Origin of the sequence: Paenibacillus sp. R14(2021) (assembly GCF_019431355.1) — a bacterium.
In the GTDB taxonomy this organism is placed as follows: Bacteria; Bacillota; Bacilli; order Paenibacillales; family Paenibacillaceae; genus Paenibacillus_Z.
On record NZ_CP080269.1, the window covers coordinates 1,929,004 to 1,942,887 of the forward strand.

The window sequence follows — 13,884 nt, forward strand, 5'->3', positions numbered from 1 at the left end:
CCGCTGCGTTAAAACCCGCTTCTGCGCTGCTCGAATTTCATCTTCTTCTCGAATGCTTTGAAAACCTTGTCCGCAATCGCGTCCGGCTGCAAATGCGGCATGTTCAGCAGCATTTGCTGAATTTGCTTCGCATCGATGACCGGCGCCGCCGGCGGCTTCACGGCCGCCAAGCTTTGCTGAACGGTCGCGGCCGCAGCAGCGGCTGCCGCGGCTTTCGCCGCATGATGCTGCATCGACGGCGGCGACACGGAACGCGGAGTCTCCGGCGCTCCTGGCTGCTGCGGCTTGGCCGCGTAATGCAGTGCGGGCTGGGCAGGAGCGGGCGGGCGGTCCGCCGCCGCAGCAGCCGCCGCAACGCGGCTCAGCTGGCCTGGCACGCCTGCGCCGCTCTCCGCAAGCGGCACTGCGGTTCGCCGCTGGATCAACATGCTCGCACTTGCTGTGCTTGCCGTGCCCAACGGAAGAACAGAGCGGCGCTGCGTTAGCAGGTTGTTCACAGCCTGATGTATTCTCGATGGAGAGGCTGATCTTCTGCCTGCTGTCGGCTTAGGACTAACAACCCTGACGCCGGCTTCACCGTTATTAGTACCTGTCCGGCGCTGAACCAGCGTCCCTAAGCTTGCCCCAGCGATGATCGCTGAGTCACGTCCTTCTGCTCGGCGCCGTGTCCGATACAACATCGCTGCGGTTCCGATGGCGTTATCGCCTATAGTTGCATGGAATCGGCGCTGTACGAGCGCAGCTGAAGCATCATGCTCTGGCGAACGATTTCGCTTCATTGCGCTCTTCGCTCCAAGAATACCCCCCCGATAGGCCAGCCCCTGCTGTAAGAATCTTGTTGTGGACGATAGACCTATGAAGGCACTTGCAGCAAGCCGACGGGCTTGCTGCAAGCCGCCTGCTGCTGCTGATTCGGTCATATTACTCGAAGCAGCTGCTGTTAATCGCCGCAAGGTTAACGGCCTCTGAGCTGCGGCTGGATCTATGGCCAAGCCAATTTGCTGGCGATGCAGCAGCCGGCTAAACGCAGCCTCGGTTCCGTTAATGTCCGGGCTTCTGCGCAGCGTAGGCGAGTCAGTTCCGACCGTCCTTTGAGGCAAAGTCAAAGCCTGACTGGATGTGTCCCCGCTTACGGATGTGCCCGCAGCTGTAAGACCGCCTCCAGATAAACTACTGTTCGAAGTCTGAGTAACCTTGCGGCTGGCAGAAGCTCCGCCGCTGCTTGTTGGCTTCGGCCTCATTGTCAGCAGACCAGCAGCCTCTGCAGCTGCCCTACTATGGATCCCCGCCGCTAATCGCGTTCGACGCAGAACAAGGCTGCTGAACGGGATTTTGGATTCGGACGTCCCGTCGATGATCCGCTTCGGCGATCGTTCCGAGACACGGCCCATACCCAATGCAGCAGATCGGCGCTGCACCGCTGCTCCTGCAGTCTCTCGCAGCGCGCCTAAGGCAGTCGATCCCATGTTCTCCGGTTTCATGGTCTCATCGTTCGAAGCGGCTGCCGCTTCTCGCCGATTAGTCGCCCGAACGCCTCGCTTACCCACAGCTGTCCAGTCTTGATCGACAGTTAAAGGAACGTAGCGGTGAATTTGCAGTGGTTCGTCTCTATTGGAGAGCCGCTTAGCGATCAACCGGTCTCGCGCTGCGAAATGAATACGGCCTGTTATAGAGTCTGAATCCGTTGTCGTTTGGACCTGAGAATTCCCGATGCTTCTCGATTCGTCTGTCAAGCCTCGTAATCTCTGAGGCGGCCGGATAATGCTGCCGACGACTGTTGCTGCCGCATCATTCCGGACGCGGCGCTGAACGAGCTGTAAGCCTTCTTTCCCAGCTGCCCGGACGCGATCCTGCAAGGAAATGCCTTCAAGCTTACTCCGATCCGTCTCGAATGGGTTTGCTTTCTCCGAGACGTGCAGCGACTGAAGCTGGCGATTGCGCAAACGATGCATGAAAGTTTCCGTGCGGACGCCCCCCGGCGTCGATGCTTTCATGATCGTCAGCAAGCGGTTACGATGAACTGCAGTCCAAGCGTCAAGCTTCTCTTCTGTACGTTCTCTGGATGGCTCTATCAAGGATGGCGCGCTAGTTTTTGTTTTATGAAGCGCCTGATCCATGATAGGCCCGCCAGTATTGCTTTCATTGAGACGCGGTGCATGCTTCGGCCGAATCGCTGCTTGTACTCGGAAAGCCCGCTTCGTTCCTGCTGCAGCATCCGCATTAAACGCGAACTCCGCGTTTCGCTGCAGCGGCTCATTCCGCACAGCCTTGCTGCCTCTGCTCTTCGAGCCTGATGCGTTCAAGTCGGCTGCTCCGCTTAAAGGCAGCGTCCGATGCAACAGGGCTGATGGCGCTAGCTTAATCGGCCGGGCGGGACGAGCAGTTACGACGGCACGAAGCACAGGTTGTTTAGAGTCCTTGTCATCCCATGCGAGGCTGGAGCTCGTGTGCAAGCTGCCTGCTTTTGACGTTTGCACCCTCTGTTTCATGCCTGACGCGGATATCCTCTGGATGAAACCTTCCGCCAGCGATAAGACGGATATCCCCTTCCCGCCTGCAACAAGCTGCCTTTGTATCGCAGTAGGTACGGCGCGTAGACGAGCCAAAGTTGGCCCGGCTTCATTCTCCGGCAAATAGCTGGGAGAAGGAGCATTTGAGCGATTTTCCTGGTCGCGAGTAACAGCAGCTTGCTGCGCAGTACGCCGACTCGAAGGTGTACTTTCCAGAGGGCGACTCCCCTGCTCGAGCTGCTGTGCCGGGCGTTCCCCAGCTTGTCGCCGCTGTCTTCCCTGCTTGGTTGGCAGTTCTGTTACCTCGGCAGCCACGGTGCCAAGCTCGGAATTCTGTGCTTGTTTGTACGATCGCCGAACGGCACTTATCCGCACATCATGGGCGGGTGCTTCAGAGAAAGCAGGCAATTGCCTTCGAAGAATGATGCTCGCAGGCTTGCGAATCCAAGAAACCGGGCTGCCCTCAGCACTTGGGACAATTGCAGCCTGCCAGTCCGTAACACGTGCCGGCTTCGCCTCAGCAACGCGCGTCATTAGCGGATAAGCTGCTTGCCGAAGGTTCAGCCTCGACTTCGTTGGCAATGGCACGGCTTCGATTGCTTTTCTCTGCTGCACGCCTGTTAAAGCTACGCCTGCCGCAGGTACGCCGCTGGTTTCAATCTTCTCACCTCTCGCCGTTGCAGCTGCTTGACGAGATACTGAAGCGGCATTCCGGCTGTTTGCAGCTGGCTTCCTGATTGCAGTGTTCAAGTCGCCGATACGCCCAAGAAACGTGCGCACGGCCCCATCCGTCCAATTCGCTTTCTTGTCGCCGAAAGCGTGGATCGGCGGCAGCCGCCAAAGCATACCGGCTGGTTTCTGCTGCCATAACGGAACGGCTTCATGGCGCAGCAATTGCCCCGGAGCCACATCCCGTATGGTCTGTGGAGCCGGTTTCTCCACCTCCATCGTCTTCCTAAAGGTGGACATGAAGCCGACTTCCTCGCGAGTTGTCTGCCGAATGTTCAGCAAGGCAGAAATTTGAAGCAGCAATTCAGCCGCTTTTCTAGCATCTTGTACCTGCACGCTTCTCGTACGCGTTCCCGCATCTACAGCATGAAGTCTCCCTGCAATGCTTCTCGGCTCCTGCCAGTCGACCACATCGCTGAATAGATCAGCGACACGCCGATTATCCGCTGTGCTGCGTGGAGCTCCCTTTCGGATCTGATCCTCGGGCTTGGCATCGCGTGGACGTCCGCGTTTCTCGCCTTTCGCAGTCACCTGTTCCGGGTGTAGCTGCTCTGCTTTTGAAACCACGACTTCGTGGTTAGCCAGCGCCTTACGGTTTGTTTCCTCCCGGTTGCGGGCAGCAGCCTCGCGTAACCAACGTTCCATTCGCTTCAGCCATTCACGTTCCTTGGCTTCCCAGTTCACTTTGAGCGGCGCAAGCGTTTGAAGCTTGAGCTGAATTTGCTGTAAAATCGTCGTTTGGGAAGGAGCCCCCTCCATCGGATCGCCAGGCTCTCGGAATGTCAAGGCAAGTCTGCCCCAGTTGTCTCGACGGATGAAACGGTATTTATCTTGAATGGAAAGCGCGAATTGCTTGTGCCTGACAGCACCGCCTTCGCTCGATATCCCATTATCGCTGTCGTGATCGCTGCCGGTAATCCGTTTCATCCCTCGGCCTCCTTCCTCTTAACGACGCAGCCGATTACTTCTTATAGATCGTCTTCAGACCGTTATGAACCAGCTCCAACGTCTCGATAGCCACATCGCTCTGTGATGCATTAAGCGTTGGACCGCTCCATTTCACCGGATAGGCCTGAAAAAAATTCCAGCGGCATAACTCTTCGCCGGTCAGCTGCTGCAAGATAATGGAGCCGCTCTTGCGCACGACCCGGCCCTCCATGACGCCTGCGTACCAATCCCACAGCGCGCTTGAGCTTGTAATGCCGCGGCGCAGCATAATCGGCGAGAAGCGTACAGATTTGGGCAGCTTATGAACGAACCCGTTCTGGCCGCCTTCTCGAAACTCCTCGGTCTCAACCTCTGCCTCCAGACCGCTTACTTCGGTAAAACCGCCGGCAAGGATTCCGTCCAGCTCCACCCAGAAGCGAAATACGCCGCCAACGTTAGCTCCTTGTGTCAAAGCGCTCAAGCGTTATCTCACCTCTTCTTGAACACGTCAAATACGTTCGTTTTCTCGGATTCGTCATTCAGCTTCCTGTTAATGCGGGAAATCTCTTCACACCATCGCCGCCGCTCATGGTGTTCCATGTTCATGATGTCGTCATGCGGCCAATGGAAATAATACGCGATAAACCCCGTCTCTTCGTATAATTTCTCAATCGGATAGCCCGTTAGAGGCTTTCCGTTACGGACAAAAAATCGACATCCACCTCAAAATCGTGCTCGCATTTCGGACAAGCCGTATGCACCTTAGGCACTTCAAGGTCGTTAATCTGGCGGTACACTTGCTGTAAGTAAGCGAGATCAGCCGTAAATAGCCGCTCGATAATTTTCGTGTCAATATGTTTCAAGTCGCCCAAGCGCGTAATGACGCGGGCTAACAAAATAACCGTCAAATAGCCTGGGTTTTGCTGCACGCGCGGGTCGCGCATGGGCAAAATTTCATCTGCTGCAGTTGCAAGCCGGATAACGCCGCTTTTGTGCAGCGTGCCGTTCTCGTCGACGTAGCCCCGAGGGAGCTCGAACTCATACTCCGTTTGAAACGCCATTTTCCGGTACCCCCGATTATCGTAACTAGAATTTCGTTCGATTCTTTTCCATCATGTTCCACTGAAATCTCAGAAGCGGAAAACAAGAGATGCGCAAGGCGCACTATCGCCCGCAGCCATCCCTTGTTCTTCTTCCTTGCTTCCGTATTCGGATTACGATTACGCTGTGCGCGTCATGCCTTCGTGTGCCAATTCCACAAACTCGATGGCGACCTCAGCACCTGTACCGTTGAAGCTAGGCGCCGAATACTTCACCGGCCATGCTTCAATTACTTGCCACGTCGCCACATCGCCGCCTTCTTCATCGATCGCGATGATCGTTACGGTCTTGCGTTCGATCGTGCCTTCGATGCATTCCTGCATCCAATCATACAGATCCATCGAATCCGTTGCGCCCCATTTCAGGGAAATGTTGCCGTATTTCGCCAAGCCCGGAAGCTTGCGAGGTGTAATCACTTCGTTGCCTTCGCGGTATTCGATAACATCAAGCGAAGCTTCAAAGCCCGACACTTCGCTGAAGCCGGCCTGTTGAATGCCTTCGATTTCGATTCGGAATCTAAAATTGCGATATGGATCATTACGTTCGCCTGGCATGGATATCCCCTTCCATCAAATTGACCTTAGATGCTCCCGTTCAAAGCGCAGCCCAATTCCTATTCGGAGCCGGTTTTCTGCGTAATGCGGAAAATTACGAATTCAGCTGGCTTCACCGGAGCTACGCCGATGACACAAACCAGACGACCGTTGTCGATATCGTCCTGCGTCATCGTTTCGCGGCCAATGTTAATGTAGAACGCTTCCGAAGAGCTGTTGCCCATCAATGCGCCGTCACGCCATACGCGTGTCAGGAACGCATCGATCGTACGCTGCACGCGTGCCCACAGCTGATCGTTGTTCGGTTCGAATACGACCCAGTTCGTGCCGTTCTTGATGGACTCTTCCAAGAAGATGAACAAGCGGCGTACGTTGACGTATTTCCACAATCCGTTGGAGGAACATGTGCGTGCACCCCAGACGCGTGTCCCTTGGCCCGTGAAATGACGGATCAGGTTGACGCCGGCTGGATTCAGAATATCCTGCTCGCCTTTGTTGTACTGTACTTCCAAGCCGACTACGCCGCGAAGCACTTCGTTGGCAGGCGCCTTCTGTACGCCGCGCGTTTGGTCGGAACGGGAGTAGATACCCGCAACCGTACCGGACGGCGGGATGAAGATATTCCGCTTGTCGAGCGGATCGAAGACCTGCAGCCACGGGTTATACATCGCCGCGTAGCTGGAGTCGAAAATATTGCGGTGCGTCAGCACATCAGCCACTTTGGTTTTGTCGCGCGGGATATCGAGAATCGCGAAGCGGCTTCCCAAGTTCTCGCAGTGCGCAACCAAGGACAGCTGAACGTTCGGATCCGTAACGCCCGGAACAGCCATAATGCTGACAACATCGTTATCGATGAATGCCTGGATGCCTGTCCGCTTGCCTGGACCGCGGTCTTCGCCCATGAAATCGCCAGCGGATAGGTTGGCTAGGGAGCCGTCGCTTCCGCCACCGAAGATCACATCGTATTTGCCGACAGCTTCAGCCAAGCCGCTGATGACCGTGAACGGCGCGATCGCTTCGCCAGCAGTCCCTTGCGTCAAGTCCTGCACCGTAACGATACCGGAACGCGCCAGGATTTTGTCCACATGGTTGGCTGCCGATACGTTCAGCGAGAGCTTCTCGAATGTTTCGATTTCGTCGCCATAGAAAATATGGAGCGTAAATTCGCTTGTCGTCAGCACTTTCGCTGGCAGCAGCTGGTTGTCGATGACATCTGCTCCGCCGGCAAGCGGCGATTCCAATTCAATCAGATTGTCTTGGGAAGATACGACGCGGTTGAACTGCTTGCCCGCAGCGTCCTCGAACGCCACGACATCGCCGGGATTGAAGCCGGCATTGTTCTTCACGCGGTAGCGCTTAGATTCGCCCGGCGTTCCAAGCACCTCGTAAATTTGTGTTTTCGCTTTGCTGGACGGCACGATGCCGACGCGGATTTGATTGCCCCATGCACCCGGGTTTTTCGCCGTAATGGCGAGAACTGCGGATTCAGGCGTCGTGTTGACGGCCGGTTTGGCATCCGACGGCGCAACGCGCATAACGAAGCAGCGGGAACCGCCGTTCATGAAAAACTGATCGACCGCATACGCCAGGAAGCGATACGATCCAAAGGCGTTCTCGGACAAATAAGATCCGAATACACGCTGAAACTCGGCAATACTTGTAACGAGCTGCGGCAAGCCTTCTACAGCACCGCGCTGCGCCAGGCCGATAAAGCCGGCTGTGCTTGTGCTAGCCCCTTCGAGCGGCTGTGCACCACTATCAAACTCTTCAACGTACACTCCAGGCGACAAATACTCTGCCATATGCCCCTCCCGCATTGTGCTTATTTAAGATAAACTGGACACCCTGCGCCTGTCGGCGCTGCTCGGCTCCAGAGAACCTACCTCTTCGGATCTTGCTCGTTATGTAAAAACAATCGGGGCGGCGATTTCATTCCGGCCCTCATGAAGGTGAAACCTGGTGGTTTGGGTTTGAGACCTATACGACAGCAGGAGTTCGACTTCAAAGCTTCCCTGTACCGGCGGCCGGAATACGAACCGAAGCTCGCCGATTTGATCGCTGGATGCCTGGATGACAGGTATCATGAAGCTTCCTTTGGCTGCCGGTTTCGCAAGCGGCGCAGCCAGCTTGAATTTGCGGCTGTCGCTGCCATTGGCTCCGATCACGCAGCGGGCAATAACCGTCCCTTCCCGGCTGCGAAGCTCGTAGGCATCGCCTGCGGCGATTTTCCCCAGCAGCGGTATCGTTTCAATATCCGCCATTCCGGGTAATGCATCAGCAGAAAGTCTTGCTCGGGCGCCGCGCTCATCGCAGAGAACGGCCTGCCCCGTAACGCCCTTCAGCGGTTGACCGCTTGCGGTTACGGTGCTGACGGTCAGCGTGACGGCTGACGGCGGCAGCGGGTACGCTCTGCCGGGCATCAAGGATACGGCGACAACCGGTTCAAGCTTGTTCAGCTTGGACGGCATAACCTCCAGCGTCTGCCGGCAATAAATCAACGAATCGACCACTATTGTTATCGGCTCGTCGGCCAAATTCGTAAATATCCATAATCCGTCCGGCTTGATAATCGGTTTGATCGAAAGGCCCTTTACGTGAACCGTTACCGACGAGGGGTCAGGCCGACTTCCCGTGAATCCATCGCGCAGTAGAAGCACAAGGGAGCAGCGTGTTACGGAAATGCCCATCGCAGCACCTCCTTCATTTCTCCTCCAGCTGAATGACGCGTTCCACAACGCGGGTGGTCGACTTCAATCTCGTGGAATCCAAGAAGACAGGACCGACGCGGATCGGGAGCGACATTTTGTAAGGCATGTCCCCAAAATTCCACATGCCGGTAAGTGCGTCGACAGTCAGCGGCTCCATAACGATTCGGAGCTCCTCGTTGTTCTCTGCAAGAGAGCCCTGCAGGTAGCTGCCGCGAACAATCGCATTGTCATGCAGAATTTGAAGCGCACGGCCCATGATGACATGCTCATCGAGCGTACGGGACTGAAGGTCCGCATTGGAATACGGTGTTACTATGTAATGCAAGTCCAGCGCCATTGGCGGAAACTGCAGCATCCCGCTTCCGCGTGCCTGCATCTCGTTCCTCCTGGCTTCGCCGTTCTCCGAAATCCGATAGAGATAGAGCGATAGGACAAGATCCCCTTTGTCCGCAGGCGAAGCCATGCCGATCAGCTCCGGCTGTGCCACGGGCTCCGGCGTCATTTGTTCCCGAAGCAGCTTGAGCAGCGATGCTCCGGCATCGGCGACAGCGGCATAAGTACCGATGGCAATCCCTCCGTCTGCCCGGCTGGGCTAGTTCCTATGACTCCAAAATTCTACAGCGTTCAGCAAATTCTACCAAACTATTTTCCTATTATATCGTCAATAATGTCGGATGACCACGGAAATTTGCTAATCAGCTTCCATTTTCTAAAAAAAGCTGTCCCATTCGCTGTTTACAAGTATTTTCCCTGTTTTTTTGAGCTCTTGGCGGGCAGAGGCCACCAATTCTCGCATTCCGACCTGCCTGCCCTCCGAAGCAGCCATGAACGCGGCAGTCAGGACGATGTTCTTAATGTTGCCGCCCGCCACTTCGATCCGGGACGCCAGGGCGGTGAAGTCGACGTCTGCCGAGAGCGGCGTCGCGGCAGGGAACATCGACCGCCACAGCTTCTCCCGGTGCTCGGCATCCGGGAACGGAAACTTGACGACGATATTGATCCGGCGCATGAACGCATCGTCGATATTTTGCTGGAAATTCGTTGCCAAAATCGAAATACCCTCGTATTCTTCCATCTTCTGCAGCAGGTAGGCTGTCTCCACGTTGGCGTATTTGTCATGCGCATCTTTTACTTCCGAGCGCTTGCCGAACAGGGCGTCAGATTCGTCGAAGAAGAGGATGGCGTTCGTCCGCTGGGCTTCTTTGAAAATCTCGTGCAGGTTTTTCTCGGTTTCTCCGATATACTTGCTGATGACTTGGGACAGATCGATCTTGAACGCTTCCAGCCGAAGCTCCTTCGCTACGACCTCTGCCGCCATGGTCTTGCCCGTGCCGGGAGGTCCGGCAAACAGCATGCTCAGTCCCTTGCCGTAGGAGAGCTTGCTATCGAACCCCCAGGAGCCGTATACTTGGCGCCGGAATTTCATCATATTGCTCGCCTGCTGGAGCAATTCCATAGGTTCGTGCGGGAGAATAAGATCGTCCCATGTATACCTCGGATTCAGTCTGCGCGCCTTCTTCTCCAGCTCATGATTGAGCTGTGCAGCCGCTCCTTGCTCCAGATGCGCCTCCGTCACGGCATCAGACCCGTCGTGTGCAGCAAGCCGATTGGCGTGACTTAAGGCCCGGCTGATTTGACCAGGCGCGAAGCGGAATTTATCCGCCATCGCTTCCGCAGCCGCGGCGGAAGCTTGATCTCCTTCGCTCCAAGTGCGCCAGAGCATCCGCTGCTCTTCAATAGCAGGCGGCTCCAGCTTCACTTGAACGATCAGCGCTTGCTTAGGGAGCGGCAGCTCGCTGTAGTGCGCCCGTTCTTGGGACAGCCATAACAGCAAGCCGCCTGTTCTAGCCACCCATTGTGCCAGTGCTGTGCGGCAGCCCGACAGCTTGCCTTCCTGCCCCATGAAATGATCGCCGCCCGCGATGGCCGGTATGGCATGGGTCAGCTTGGCTTCCCGAAACAACTGATTCAGGAGCTCATAGAAGGCGCCGCGTTCCCCGTCCAGCCGGCTTGCATCAAGCAGCAGCAAGGGCCTGCCCAGCGATGCCGCCAGGTGCTGCGCCTGCAGCCGCTTGCCGGTCCCGCTCTGTCCCCAGACATGCAGAACTACCGGTTTCTCCTCATCCTCGTGCAGTTCTGCTGTTCGCCGCATTTCCGCCTGTATAGATGAGCCGACCAGAAGCGGCTGCAGCTGTCCCGCCTCTTCCGATTGACTCCAGCGTTCCACCCATCCGTCCAATCGTCCGTCGAACGGTTCCGCTTCCAGCAGAAACGACACAATGCGCGGGTCTAGCTTGAGCGGCCGGGCCAGCAGCGTAGCAGCTGTGTCCTCATCTGCTGCCAGCAGCCAGCGGCGCAGCCCGCTTTCGCCTTGAAATGCGCTTCTAGCCTCATAACGTTCCTTCTCTGAGCTGCAGAGCAGTTTGAGCGCCAGGTCCATCGTCGGCAGCTTGCAGGTAACGTCATCCTGCAGAAAGCCGAACAGCTTGTCGTACTTGCGATGAAGCTCAGGAGCCAGAGCGAGCATGACAACGCGCTGCTCCAACTCTCCCAATCCGAAACGCGACGCCAATTGCAGCAGCCGGGGCTGCTCGTCCAAGGCAAGCTCGCGGCTAAGTGACAGCTTCGTCTGAATCTCTTGATCCAACAAGCGGAGCTCATCCTGCATAACGGCAAGCTCAGGCGGAAGCGCAACTGCTTCCGCTTCGGCCCCTTGACGTTCGGCCAACAGTCGATATACCTCATCCTCTGTCACAATCAAGCCGCGCATAGGGTCTGTCGGGTTAACGTGATCCAGCTCAATTCTGCACTGCAGTTGAAACATAATGATGGCATCCAGCTTCCGCAGCTCATCCTTCCAATGCTCGCGGCTGCTGCTGTAGGGTGCTAGTGTCATGCCTGGGATCGACTCCATTCGTGCTTATTCGCTAGTTTCTTTCCTATCTTACACAATAAAAGAGCTCTCAAGCGAGAGCTCTTTCGTAATTTTTTCGGGTTTAAACCGTCATTGCACGTGCAGTTAGCCGTGCTTCAGCCGTCTGAATCCTTTCGCAATATGACGCAGTCAAAGATATTCATCATATCGCTTCGCGCTTGATGGATGAATCCTAAGACGGAATGCTCCAGATTGCTCGTGCATAGCGACGCATTGACCATAATTTGCCGGTCCTTGATTACGACCGACATTTCATTGTTCGTCGGATAGCGGTATACTTCGTCAAACACGTTCGTTTGTGCATAGTACTCCGGCAGAACGACCGAAAACATCAGTAATGGTGGTTCGTCGCCGGCGTTATAAATGCGAAATTGTTCCTTAAGCGGGTAGTTGTTTTTTGTCCATCGATAACCATATATGTAAGTGTGATCGAGCTGCCATACAGGCTCGAACCGGCTCGTCGCATCCTCGAATAACGCTCTATAGAACTCTAGCAATTTCATAATTGACCACCTCTAACCCGATCGCAATATGTCATGATGCAGGCCTCCTCGTTTTCGCGCTTCGCTCTATTATAGAGGTTAAATATTTAGTAAGTTCATGGTCCTCGTTTGAATTGTGTGAACTTTCGCGTATTTTATTTGGAAAGTGTTAGCTTCCAGCTCCTAAAATCCCCTATTCAACACAAAAAGACCGACCCCACAAAAGGAAATCGATCTTTCCATACAGCCGTGCAGGTCATTCGAATGCAGCTGACAAGTCTTGGATCGTTGCAAAATAGTGCGTCGCTCCCGCGTCCTCCAACTCTTGCTTCGAACCATAGCCGAAGCCAATCCCGATGGAGGCAAGTCCATTATTGGCGGCCCCGATAATATCGTGCTTCCGATCGCCAACCATAACAGCAGCTGCTTTATCGATATCGAGAAGCTCTGCGAGATGCGCGATTAACTGCGTTTTGTCGGAACGCGTTCCGTCCAGCTCGCTTCCCCCAATGTGCTCGAAGAACGACTCCAGTTTGAAGTGCTGCAGAATGCGTTCGGCGAATACGGCCGGTTTGGACGTGCAAAGGATCAACCGCCGGCCTTGTCCCTTCAGCTGATGGAGCAGCTCCGGTATGCCGGGAAACAGTTCATTCTCAAACATCCCCCGCTCTAGGAAATAGACACGATAATGGTCGATCGCCGCCTTCGCTTCCTCGGCATCCATGCCGCATAGCGCTTGAAAAGACTCGGCTAGCGGCGGACCGACGAATGGACGAAGCTGCTGCTTTGAGGGAATATCCTTATTCATCTGGCGAATCGCGAACTGCACGGCGTTCAGAATGCCCTCTCCAGGATCAGTAAGCGTGCCGTCCAGATCAAATAAGATTGTACGGTAGGACTTCAACGTCAATTCGTTCATAGTCGGAACACTCCTGTCAGTGGATTTGGATATTCTCGTAATGCTCGACCACCGGGAAAGGCTCGTAGTAATGATGCAGCAGCCTGCGCCACTCCTGATATTGCGCAGATTGTCTGAAGCCGACCGTATGATCCTCCAACGTTTCCCACCACACCAAGAGCAGATACTGATGTCTGTTCTCCAGGCATCGCCGAAGCTCATGGTTCACATAGCCCTTCATCGACGCGATGAGCGCCGAGGCCTCTATAAAGCTAGGTACGAACGAAGCATCAAGCTCCGGTTTCACATGCAGAACGGCTGTTTCTAATATCATGACTATCTCTCCTTCAATCCACATTGTGCATACCACTACTAGAATTTAAAATGCGCCTTGATCAGGCGGGCCGCCTGTTCCGGCTCCAGACCGCTGTTGTTCAATCGAAAATAACGTTCCCCGGGTACTTCTCCTGGATCTGAGTTCAGCCTATAGGTATCCAGACTTCGCAAAAGCTCCCACTCCGAATGCTCTACGTTCCGCTTTGTCGGCTTCTGCTCCAGACGATAAGGCGTGCGGTTCCGCTCCAGCCTCTTTTCCAAATCCGCTTCCAGTTCTACTAAATAAACCTCGCCGCCTTGAGACTCGAAAATCTCGCTGGCTTTGCGGACAAAATCCCAATCCTCTTGTTGATTAAACGCCCAGACGTACGTGAAAATCAGACCTTCCATCTCGCTGGCAGCAACGGTTTTGAAAATTTCGGTTCGAAACAGCTCCGTTAATCGCCAAGCTTCCGAGCTGAAGCCGAACAGCGGGTGAAGCAGCTCGATTGTCATATGATTATGAAATAGCTTCAGACCGGTTATTTTCTCAAGCTCGCGGCCGACAGTCATTTTACCTACCGCCTGCGGACCAAATAAGAGAACAAATTTCATAGGCTGCCTCCCCTATCAATTTGGAAAATTATATCCAACATCGTAGGAAACGGCAATCATTTTCTCTTTGGGGCATCAAAAAAGCATCTGCCCTCCACCAAGGACAGATG

At 55.0% G+C, this 13,884-nt stretch carries 13 protein-coding genes; all 13 read right to left on the reverse strand.

Annotation, left to right across the window (positions count from 1 at the left end):
* Nucleotides 1-8: 8 nt before the first annotated feature.
* Complete coding sequence (locus KXU80_RS09135) at nt 9-4,166, reverse strand: hypothetical protein (RefSeq protein WP_219837883.1); 4,158 nt, start codon at nt 4,164-4,166, stop codon at nt 9-11.
* A 34-nt stretch (nt 4,167-4,200) separates the two neighbouring features.
* On the reverse strand, nt 4,201-4,647 hold the full coding sequence (locus KXU80_RS09140; protein ID WP_258171327.1) for a phage tail protein: 447 nt from the start codon (nt 4,645-4,647) through the stop codon (nt 4,201-4,203).
* An 8-nt stretch (nt 4,648-4,655) separates the two neighbouring features.
* Nucleotides 4,656-4,838 (reverse strand): DUF6760 family protein, encoded by a 183-nt coding sequence (locus KXU80_RS28285; protein WP_308858299.1) that lies wholly within the window; start codon nt 4,836-4,838, stop codon nt 4,656-4,658.
* An 11-nt stretch (nt 4,839-4,849) separates the two neighbouring features.
* A complete protein-coding gene (locus KXU80_RS09145) occupies nt 4,850-5,227 on the reverse strand; it encodes a phage tail assembly protein (RefSeq protein WP_219837884.1) in 378 nt (125 codons plus the stop codon).
* A 159-nt stretch (nt 5,228-5,386) separates the two neighbouring features.
* Nucleotides 5,387-5,821 (reverse strand): phage tail protein, encoded by a 435-nt coding sequence (locus KXU80_RS09150; RefSeq protein ID WP_091215083.1) that lies wholly within the window; start codon nt 5,819-5,821, stop codon nt 5,387-5,389.
* Between the two features lie 59 nt (nt 5,822-5,880).
* Nucleotides 5,881-7,623, reverse strand: coding sequence for a phage tail sheath family protein (locus KXU80_RS09155; RefSeq protein ID WP_219837885.1), 1,743 nt, complete (start codon nt 7,621-7,623; stop codon nt 5,881-5,883).
* 99 nt (nt 7,624-7,722) lie between these two features.
* Nucleotides 7,723-8,508 (reverse strand): hypothetical protein, encoded by a 786-nt coding sequence (locus KXU80_RS09160; RefSeq protein ID WP_219837886.1) that lies wholly within the window; start codon nt 8,506-8,508, stop codon nt 7,723-7,725.
* A 13-nt stretch (nt 8,509-8,521) separates the two neighbouring features.
* Nucleotides 8,522-9,031, reverse strand: a complete 510-nt coding sequence (locus KXU80_RS09165) for a Pvc16 family protein (protein ID WP_219837887.1) — start codon at nt 9,029-9,031, stop codon at nt 8,522-8,524.
* Between the two features lie 207 nt (nt 9,032-9,238).
* Nucleotides 9,239-11,425, reverse strand: coding sequence for an AAA family ATPase (locus tag KXU80_RS09170; RefSeq protein WP_219837888.1), 2,187 nt, complete (start codon nt 11,423-11,425; stop codon nt 9,239-9,241).
* 134 nt (nt 11,426-11,559) lie between these two features.
* The gene (locus tag KXU80_RS09175) at nt 11,560-11,967 is read right to left on the reverse strand and encodes a hypothetical protein (protein WP_219837889.1); all 408 of its coding nucleotides are present in this window, start codon (nt 11,965-11,967) and stop codon (nt 11,560-11,562) included.
* Between the two features lie 235 nt (nt 11,968-12,202).
* A complete protein-coding gene (locus KXU80_RS09180) occupies nt 12,203-12,865 on the reverse strand; it encodes an HAD family hydrolase (RefSeq protein WP_219837890.1) in 663 nt (220 codons plus the stop codon).
* Between the two features lie 16 nt (nt 12,866-12,881).
* Nucleotides 12,882-13,178 (reverse strand): antibiotic biosynthesis monooxygenase family protein, encoded by a 297-nt coding sequence (locus tag KXU80_RS09185; protein WP_219837891.1) that lies wholly within the window; start codon nt 13,176-13,178, stop codon nt 12,882-12,884.
* Between the two features lie 38 nt (nt 13,179-13,216).
* Nucleotides 13,217-13,774 carry a DEAD/DEAH box helicase family protein gene (locus KXU80_RS09190; protein WP_219837892.1) on the reverse strand — a complete coding sequence of 186 codons (558 nt, stop codon included), beginning with the start codon at nt 13,772-13,774 and terminating at the stop codon, nt 13,217-13,219.
* Between the last annotated feature and the right edge of the window lie 110 nt (nt 13,775-13,884).